Source organism: Streptomyces incanus (genome assembly GCF_042656345.1).
GTDB classification, from domain to species: domain Bacteria; phylum Actinomycetota; class Actinomycetes; order Streptomycetales; family Streptomycetaceae; genus Streptomyces; species Streptomyces incanus.
Map to the genome: position 1 here is coordinate 1 of NZ_JBHSPC010000152.1, position 8,773 is coordinate 8,773.

General features: G+C 72.4%; 8 protein-coding genes and 1 pseudogene. 5 read left to right on the top strand and 4 right to left on the bottom strand.

Annotated features, from left to right (window positions below; all coding sequences use genetic code 11):
• Positions 1 to 219 (bottom strand): annotated as a pseudogene (locus ACFP2V_RS35310) (hypothetical protein); the annotation flags it as partial.
• Between the two features lie 359 nt (positions 220 to 578).
• On the opposite strand from ACFP2V_RS35310, the gene ACFP2V_RS35315 reads away from it, so the two are divergent.
• Positions 579 to 1,709 (top strand): winged helix DNA-binding domain-containing protein, encoded by a 1,131-nt coding sequence (locus tag ACFP2V_RS35315; protein WP_381219645.1) that lies wholly within the window; start codon positions 579 to 581, stop codon positions 1,707 to 1,709.
• A gap of 54 nt (positions 1,710 to 1,763) precedes the next feature.
• On the opposite strand, the gene ACFP2V_RS35320 is transcribed toward ACFP2V_RS35315, so the two are convergent.
• On the bottom strand, positions 1,764 to 2,771 hold the full coding sequence (locus tag ACFP2V_RS35320) for a homoserine dehydrogenase (protein WP_381219648.1): 1,008 nt from the start codon (positions 2,769 to 2,771) through the stop codon (positions 1,764 to 1,766).
• A gap of 132 nt (positions 2,772 to 2,903) precedes the next feature.
• Positions 2,904 to 4,463, bottom strand: a complete 1,560-nt coding sequence (locus ACFP2V_RS35325) for a carboxylesterase/lipase family protein (protein WP_381219651.1) — start codon at positions 4,461 to 4,463, stop codon at positions 2,904 to 2,906.
• A 193-nt stretch (positions 4,464 to 4,656) separates the two neighbouring features.
• Here ACFP2V_RS35325 and ACFP2V_RS35330 point away from each other — a divergent pair, with 193 nt between their 5' ends.
• The 4 genes from ACFP2V_RS35330 (at position 4,657) to ACFP2V_RS35345 (ending at position 7,845) form a co-directional block, all read left to right on the top strand.
• Positions 4,657 to 5,718 carry a LacI family DNA-binding transcriptional regulator gene (locus tag ACFP2V_RS35330; RefSeq protein WP_381219654.1) on the top strand — a complete coding sequence of 354 codons (1,062 nt, stop codon included), beginning with the start codon at positions 4,657 to 4,659 and terminating at the stop codon, positions 5,716 to 5,718.
• A gap of 64 nt (positions 5,719 to 5,782) precedes the next feature.
• Positions 5,783 to 6,178, top strand: a complete 396-nt coding sequence (locus ACFP2V_RS35335) for a VOC family protein (RefSeq protein WP_381219657.1) — start codon at positions 5,783 to 5,785, stop codon at positions 6,176 to 6,178.
• Positions 6,179 to 6,350: 172 nt separating this feature from the next.
• Positions 6,351 to 6,920, top strand: a complete 570-nt coding sequence (locus ACFP2V_RS35340) for a PadR family transcriptional regulator (protein ID WP_381219660.1) — start codon at positions 6,351 to 6,353, stop codon at positions 6,918 to 6,920.
• Positions 6,907 to 7,845: an SGNH/GDSL hydrolase family protein gene (locus ACFP2V_RS35345; protein ID WP_381219663.1), complete on the top strand. Its 939-nt coding sequence runs from the start codon at positions 6,907 to 6,909 to the stop codon at positions 7,843 to 7,845. The genes ACFP2V_RS35340 and ACFP2V_RS35345 overlap by 14 nt, the downstream gene beginning before the upstream one ends.
• Before the next feature lie 81 nt (positions 7,846 to 7,926).
• Here ACFP2V_RS35345 and ACFP2V_RS35350 read toward each other — a convergent pair whose 3' ends face one another.
• Positions 7,927 to 8,622, bottom strand: coding sequence for a helix-turn-helix domain-containing protein (locus ACFP2V_RS35350; RefSeq protein WP_381219666.1), 696 nt, complete (start codon positions 8,620 to 8,622; stop codon positions 7,927 to 7,929).
• Positions 8,623 to 8,773 lie beyond the last annotated feature (151 nt).

Consider the following 8,773-nt stretch of genomic DNA (forward strand, 5'->3'; position numbering starts at 1 on the left):
CGCAGCGTGACCGGCAGGCCTGCCCGTCACCGCCGCGCCCCCATCAAGTTCGAAGACCCCTATAAGTGCCGCGAGCAGTTTCCCGTCATCGGCGGACTCCGCGGGACACCGCAAGTGCTTGATGTCGACCCACCTGAAGCCGTGCGCCCTCGGGTCCCGGAACTCGTAGTCCCGAAAGTTGATGAAGGCGCGGCCCTCGGGAGTGAGCTTGTTCCCCATGGCCCACAGCCTAGGAGTTGGACAGGGTGCACCCCGCGGACCCGTCGGACAGGCCCCGGCACAGCCGGCGCAAGAACAACGAGTACAAGCGCGACGCACTGTGACCTGCGCACCGGAGATGGCTGACCCCTTACCGAGAAGCGTGAGCAATCAGCAGGCGAATGTCACTCGAGTGCTCAGGTGAGCGGCGTAGGAACAGTGAGGGCCGAAGTGCTCACGCTTCCGGGTAGGTGTGTCACTCCTGGGGCGTGGGCGCTCTTGGTGATCGGAGAAGGCGACAGCCGGGTTCGGGCCGCTTGGCGTTCCGCGGATGAAGAACGGACGGTCTCCCGTACGGTCAGGGGCGGCATGATCCGGGCGTGACCCTCACCGCGCGGCAGCTCGTCCTGGCCACTCTGGATCGTCAGCTCCTGCTCGAACGCCGGCGTCTCGATGTGGCGGAGGCGGTCCGGCGGGTCTGCGCCATACAGGCGCAGACGTCGGCGTCGCCGTATCTTGCGCTGTGGAACCGCCTGCAGGACTTCGCGCCCGAGGATCTCGACGCGGCGTTCGAGGACCGCCGGGTCGTCAAGGCGCCCCTCGTGCGGATCACGCTGCACGCCGTCCACGCCGAGGACTACGCGCACCACCACGCCGCCATGCTGAGCACTCTGCGGGCGTCGCGGCTGTACGACCGCCGCTTCACCTCGACAGGGCTGACCCCCACCGACGTCGACGCGCTGCTGCCGGAGCTTGCCGGGTTCCTGGCACGGCCCCGCACCGGCGCCGAGGTGGAGCAGGAGGTCACGGGGCGGTTCGGCGAGCACGCGCACCGTGCTTGGTGGGCGCTGCGGACGTACGCGCCGATCCATCATGCGCCGACCGGCGGCCCGTGGTCGTTCACCCGGCGGAACGCCTACCTCGCAGCCTCCGAGTACGCGCCCCAGGACGCGGCGGCCGGGGTGCGGCGGCTGTTCCTCGCCCACCTACGGGCGTTCGGGCCCGCGTCGGTCCAGGACTTCGCCCGGTTCACCCTGCTGGGGCGCCCAGTGGTCACCCAGGCACTGCGGGAGCTCGGCGACCGGGTGGTGCGGGTGGCGGGTCCGGGCCGCGCCCCGCTGTTCGACCTGGCGGACGCCACCGTGCCCGCCGAGGACACCCCGGCACCGCCGAGGCTGCTGCCGATGTGGGACAGCACGATGCTGGCCCACGCCGTCCCCGGGCGGCTCCTGCCCCAGGAGTACCGGCCGTCGGTCGTACGGCGCAACGGCGACATGCTGCCCTGCCTGCTCGTTGACGGGCAGGTCGCCGGAGTGTGGCGCGCAACTGACGGCGGGCTGGAACTGACCGCCTTCCGCACCCTCGCGAAGGCCGCGTGGCACGGTCTGACCGAGGAGGCGGAGAAGCTGTCCGTGCTGCTCGCCGACCGCGATCCCGCCGTCTACCGGCGCTACGGGCACTGGTGGGACAAGGGGATTCCCGGTGTCGAGAGCAGGATCGTCAAGGGCTGACCGTCCTGCCCGCTCTGTCTCCTCCCGGAGCACAGGTCCCCCGCGTATCGCGTGTCAGAGGAACCCGGTTCGGGGAGCCGTGACCTCGATGGTGTCCTTCACCAGGGCGAGCGCGGCACCCAGGGGACTCGAGCGTCCCCCGCTGACGATCACGTCGCCGGCATCGGGGCAGCCGAACACCACAGCCTTTTCCGGTCCGACGAGCGCGTGCAGGGGGTCACCGGGCTCCGTCTCCTCCAGTCGGACGCGGACCAAGCTGGGCGTGTCCAAGGACGCGCTTGCCACGGCCCGCAGGCGGCGCGCTCGGGAGACCGCGGCCGGCGCCGCCCGGGAAGTGCCCTCGTCCACCGGTTCCGCCCGCACCTGTACGGACGCCGGGTCCCATCCCCAGGCCAGCGCTGCCAGCAGCCGCACCTTCGTGGCGGCGTCCTCACCGGACAGGTCGGACGAAGGATCCGCTTCCGCGATTCCGCGGCGCTGAGCCTCCCGAACCGCCTCACCCAGCGAGTCGCCCTCGGCGAGGCGGTCGAGGACGAACGTGGCGGTGCCGTTCGGGCAGGCCCGGATCGTCGTGCAGCCCATACCGCGCAGTGAGGTCCTGGACAGGTCCCCCGCCGGCAGAGCGGCTCCCGTCGCCCCGGAGATCCTGATCATGCTGCCGGCCGCGCGGGCCGCTTCGTCGAGGTCCCGCCAGTGGCTGAGCAGGTGGCTCTTGGTGGCCGTGACCACATGGACCCCTCTGCGCAGGGCGACGAGGGCCTCCTGCGCGGCGTGCGAACGGAGTTCGGGCGAGGACGGGATCGCCTGGACGAAGACGCGGGCAGCGGTCCGGTCGAGCGTCTCCTCCAGCGAGACCGGCAAAGTCCATGCCGAGCGGGGTGGCACAGGCTCGCCCTCGCGGAGCCGGCACTGTGCGGAACTCGCCCGGACGGCAACCACGTTCACCCGTATGTCGTGCCGGCGGGCAAGCTCGTCCCCCTGCCGCGCCAGGTACTCGACGAAGGCCTGGCCGACCGGACCGTATCCGGAGAGCACCACATCGGCCCGGCTCACTTCACGCATGGTTCCCTGCTCCTCTTCGCCACTCCGTGCGGGAGACCAAGCCTCGCAGAACCACGGGCCGGGGCGGGCCGTAGTGAGAACGGCAATACCACCAGAGGTGGATGACCGTGACGCGTGGGAATCCTGTGTCCCTCAGCGTCGCCGGAGCGCACCGTTGCGGCGCAACCGGCTGATGACCGAGCGGAGTTCCGAGGGGGCGGTGGGCGAGGGATCTTCGGTGGCGTCAGCGGTGGTTGCGGTCCACAGGGCCAGTTCGCGGTCCCGGGGGCCGTGCACGGTGGCCGGAGGGGCGTCGTCGAAGACGCGGACCGGGTGGCTCGCGTCCCAGCGTTCCCATCCCGGATCCCCGTCGGAGACGAACCGCACCCAGGCGCCGTGCATTGCGTCGGCCAGGGCCCGGGGCGCGCCCTCGCCCGCGAGTTTGCGTGCGTCGGGCTCGTCGCCGCTGTCGAAGACGAAGCCGAGTTCCAGGGCGTGGCAGGCGCCCATGTCAGGGCGGTTAGAGGGCCAGGCGAACTCGTAGACGTACGAGGGGGCTTCGCGGCCGTCGGCGAGTCGGTGGAGCGGGATGCGCAGGAGGTGGTCGGTGACCAACTGCCCGACGAGCTCGGCGGTGCCGGCGTCCGGGCGCAGGGCGCGGTAGCCGCGTGGGACCTCGCTGCCGCAGCGGCAGCGGGCCATCGCCCCGGCCAGGACGACCGCGCCGAGCCGGTCGACGCGTTCCAGGAGCCCACCCGGTACCAGCCACAGCCGGTACTCGTCAGTGGTCCATCCGGTGAGCAGGTCGACGCCGGGGGCGGCGCCGCCGTCGGTGAGTGCCTCCAAGGGATCGCACGGGACGAGGTCGTCGTCGACGACGATACCGAGGGCGGGTCCGCCGAGCACCGGGCTGCTGAGGCGTCCCACCTCGGCCTGGGTGCGCAGCAGCAGGTCGCGGTCGACGGCGGTGAAGGCTTCGGCCGTGGCGGGGATCTTCAGGCGGCCGGCCATACGGCGCACCACCCGCCGCACCCTGTCGCGGTCGGACGCCTCGGGGGGACCGCTCTGCAGGATCGCCCGCCGTACCAGGCCCTGGGCCTGCGGGGCGGCTATGAGCGCGCCGGTGCTGATCGCCCCGGCGGACTGGCCGGCGAGGGTGATGCGGTCGGGGTCGCCGCCGAAGGCCGTGATCGCCTCGTGGACCCAGCACAGGGCGGCGAGCTGGTCGCGCAGGCCCAGGTTGGCGGGGGCGTCCGGGAACAGCCCGTAGCCCTCGACACCGAGCCGGTAGTTGGCCGACACGAACACCACGCCGTCGCGGGCGAAGGTGTGCCCGTCGTACACCGGTACCGCCGATGAACCCCTGGTCAGGGCTCCGCCGTGCAGCCACACCAGCACCGGCAGCCGGGCCGGCGGAGCCGGGTCGGGAGTCCACACGTTCAGGTTGAGGCAGTCGTCGCCGGCCACGGACGGGTCGGACAGGTACTGGGCGAAGGCATCGGAATACGGTGGTTTCGGGGCCGTCGGGCCGAAGGCCCCGGCATCGCGCACGCCGTTCCACGGCTCCGGCGGGACCGGCGGCCGGAACCGGCGCGGGCCGAAGGGAGGTGCCGCGTACGGGACGCCCCGGAACACGGCGGTCCCGCGTTCCCACCGGCCGCTTACGGCCCCGTACGGCGTTCCGACCACGGGGTTCGCCTGGTCTGCCGCCATCTGCGCACCAGCCCTTCGCCACGAGCCACGTCCACGCACCGGCACGGTCCGCCGGTCCCCCCAAGAGCACCACGTCGTTCATCGGTATTCCTGCGCCCGTGTGAGAGTTCTTCCCGCCGGGGTGCCCCGGACCTACAGTAGGAAGCGCTTTCTATACGGTGGCCCTCGGCTGGGCCGGAGAGGTGAGGCCCCGATGGTCCGTACGGGAAGTGCGGGAGGCGCGGGACGGACGAGCGTGGCGGCCGGGCCGACGCTGGCGGTCGTGGCCCGCGAGGCGGGGGTGTCGGTACCGACCGCGTCCAAAGTGGTCAACGGGCGTGAGGACGTCGCCCCGGACACCCGCCGCCGCGTCACGGAGGCCCTGGACCGGCTCGGCTATGTACGGCGGCCCCGGTTCGACGGGGCCAGGGCGCCTCGCATGGTGGACCTCGTGATGGCCTCGCTGGAGAGTTCGGGGTCCGGCGCGGTCCTCCACGGCGCGGAGGAGGCGGCGCACGACGCGGGCCTGGAGATCGTGGTGTCGGCTGCGCTGACCCGCGGCCGGTCCGGGCGTCCCGAGCGGGGCTGGCTGGACAAGCTGGTGACCCGCGGGTCGTCGGGGGTCCTGTTCAATCTGGCCGAGCTGGGCGCGCCCCAGTACGCCTGGCTGGATCAGCACCGCATCCCGTTCGTGATGATCGACCCGGTACTCGACCCCCCACCGGGCGTCGTGTCGGTGGGCGCGGCGAACTGGCAGGGCGGGATGACGGCGACCGAGCACCTGCTGTCCCTCGGCCATGAGCGGATCGCCGTCGTCGCGGACCACCGGAACACCGTGTCCAACGGTGCGCGGGTCGCCGGCTACCGCTCGGCCCTCGCCTCGGCGGGCGTCCGACAGCGCGCCGAGTACGTCCGTCACGCCGGCTTCGACGAGGCCATGGCCCTGCACCGCATGCGCGAACTCCTCGATCTGCCCGAGCCTCCCACGGCCGTCTTCGTCTGCTCCGACCGGATGGCGCTCGGGGTGTACGAGGCCCTGACCGAGCGGGGCCTGCGAGTGCCGGACGACATGAGCGTGATCGGCTTCGACGACCTCCCCGAGGCCCGCTGGCTCGCCCCACCGCTGACGACGGTCCGCCAGCCCCTGTCCGAGATGGCGGCGACGGCCCTGCTCCTCCTGCTCCGCATCATGGACGGCCACCGCCCGGAGAGCACCCGCACCGAGCTGTCCACCCGCCTGGTCGAACGCGCGAGCACGGCACCACCGTGCGGCTGACCCGCACGCGGCCGTGTCCGATTCCTTCAAGACCGGGGAGACGGGGCGCGCCTACGGTGGCCCCATGAGCGCACGATTTGATGCCATCGGGTTGGTCGTCTCCGACATGGGCGCCTCGGTCGCCTTCTATCGGCGGCTCGGGTTCGCGTTTCCCGAGGGGGCCGAGGAACAGGGACACGCGGAGGCGGAACTGCCGGGCGGGTTGCGATTGTTGATGGACACCGAGGAGGTCGTCCGGTCGTTCCACGCCGCGTGGGAGCCGCCGTCGGGCGGAGGGCGGGCCTCGCTCGCCCTGCGGTGCGACAGCCCCGCCGAAGTGGATTCCGTCTACGAGGAGTTGGTGGCGAGCGGCTGCCGGAGCGAGCTCAAGCCGTGGGATGCGGTGTGGGGGCAGCGGTACGCCACCGTCCTCGACCCGGACGGCAACGGGGTCGATCTGTTCGCGCCGCTGGCCGGATGAGCCCGGCAGGGACACCGGCCCGGCCACGGCGCTCGGCTCGCGCCCGGGCGATCCGCCCCCACACCTACTCAATAATGTGACTAGTCAGTTTCTTGAGTAGGATCCGGGGGAAGAACCCAGCAGAGCGCGGGCCCGGCCGGGTGTCCGGGACGCGAAGGGGAGGGCTGCCGCGATGGCCTTGCGACATGCCGTACTGGCAGCACTCCTCCACGGCGAGTACAGCGGGTACCAGCTGGCGAAGGCCTTCGACATCGGTGTGGCGAACTTCTGGCACGCCCTCCCCCAGCAGCTCTACGCCGAGCTGGCCAAGCTGGAGAAGGAGGGCCTGATCACGGGCCGTCAGGTGGTCCAGGAGACCCGGCCCAACAAACGCCTGTTCCAGGTGACCGACGCCGGCTTCGCCGAGCTGGAGACGTTCGCCGCCGCCGTGGCGAAACCGTCGTTCATCCGCGACGACCTGCTCGTCAAGATCCACGCCGCCGACCGCATCGACACCTCCCCGCTGATCGAACAGCTCGAGGAGCGGGCGTCCGCCGCCGAGGCCAGGGCCGGGCTCCTCGCCTCCCTGCTGGACACGATGCGCGGCGCGCTGGACGAGGAGGAGTACCTGCGCACGGGTGAGCGGATCGGCCCGTACCTGACCTGCCTGCGCGGCCTGTCCTTCGAGCGCGAGCACCGCGAATGGTGCCTGCGCACGGCGGCGGTCCTGCGTGAGAGGAGGCAGGCCCGTGCCGAACGCTGAATACGCCGAGCAGGCGGAGCAGGCCGGGCAAGCCGCACCGCCCGAGAAGACCATGCCGCACGAAACCGCTGACACCGTCGAAACCACCGCACCCACCGCGATCACCGAGAACTCCAGGAACGTGCCCACCACCGATACCGCCCGCCGCGCCCGGTACACCCGCTACGTCGCCCTGGGCGACAGTCAGACCGAAGGCGTCGGTGACGGCGACGACCTCACCGGCCTCCGCGGCTGGGCCGACCGCCTCGCCGAACACGTCGCGGCCGCCGACCCCGGCCTGGAGTACGCCAATCTGGCCGTACGGGGGCGGGGCGCCGGCCAGGTCCGCGCGGAGCAGCTCGGCCCGGCCCTGGCCCTGCGCCCGGACCTCGCGACCGTCGTCGCCGGGGTGAACGACCTGCTGCGGCCCCGGTTCGACGCCGCGGAGGCGGCGGGGCACCTGGAGGCGATGTTCGCCGCACTCACGGAGGCCGGGGCCCACGTGGTGACCCTGACCTTCCCCGACATCGGGCGGATCGCGCCCGTGGCCCGGCCCCTGCGGTCCCGGCTGTTCGACATCAACGACCGGATCCGCGCGGCGGCCGCCCGCCACGGGGTCACGGTCGCCGAGATCGAGCCGCACGACGTCTCCACCGACCCACGCCTGTGGAGCACCGACCGGCTGCACGCGAGCCCGCTCGGCCACGCGCGGATCGCCGAAGCCGCCGCCCAGGCGATCGGCCTGCCCGGCACCGACGACTCCTGGACCCGCCCGCTGCCGCTCCTGCCGGCCCCCACCCGCCTGCGGGCCACGGCCGCCGAACTGCGCTGGGCCGCCACGTTCCTCGGCCCCTGGATCGGTCGCCGCATCCGCGGCCGGTCCTCCGGCGACCACCGCCTCGCGAAGCGCCCCGAACTCCGGTTGGTACGCGTACCCGCCCCGTAAGGGCGCCCCTGCCCCCTGCAGGACAGGCGAGCGGAAACTCCGGAGGGGTTCCGCCTCCGCGGTGTTCCCGGACCCGCTCACTCAGCTGTGGGCGACGAGGAGCCTGCCCAGCGACAGACCCGTCAAGTCCCGTACCTCGCGGGACAGATGGGCCTGGTCCGCGTAGCGGGCGCGGGTGGCCGTCTCCGCGAACGGGGTGCCCTTGCGGGCCAGGGCGAGGGCTCGGTGGAGGCGGAGGATGCGGGCCAGGGTCTTGGGGCCGTAGCCGAACGCGATGAGTGAGCGGCGGTGCAGCCCGCGTGCGCTCAGGCCGAGTTCGTCGGCGGTCTCGGCGACCGGGCGGCCCGCGTCCAGGGCGGCCACGACGTGTCGGAGCACCGGGTCGGGGGGAGTGGCGGTCTCGGCCGCCCGTCTCAGGGCCAGGTCCTCCAGGCCGCGCTCCGGGTCGGCCGCCGCGTTCACCCGGGCGGTCGCCCGGCGTACCTCCGCCGCCGGCCAGATGTCCGCCAGGTCCGGCCGCCGATCGCGCAGTTCGTGTGCGGGGACGCCCAGGAGGGCGGGGGCGGTGCCGGGAGGGAAGCGGATGCCCGCCCAAGGGCTCGACGTGCTGCCCTCGGTGAGGTGGGCGTGGGTGTCGGGGCCCGCGACCAGCAGGCGTCCGTCGTGCCAGAGCAGGTCCATGCAGCCGTCGGGGAGCACCCGGCCCGCTCCGGTACCGGTCGGGGTGTTGGTCCACACGACCGCGTCCGGCAGTCGTGACGCCCGTTCGCTGTACACGTCGTCCAGGCTCACGCGTTTCCTTTGGTATCCGTAGTGATGGTGTCATCTGGTGGTGTCGTGTCGTGCGTCCGGTACCGGTGTCGGTAGGGCAGGCGAGTGTGAGGTTCGAATGTGTGGCCTTTGCGCGGGTGTGTCGTTGATCGGATGA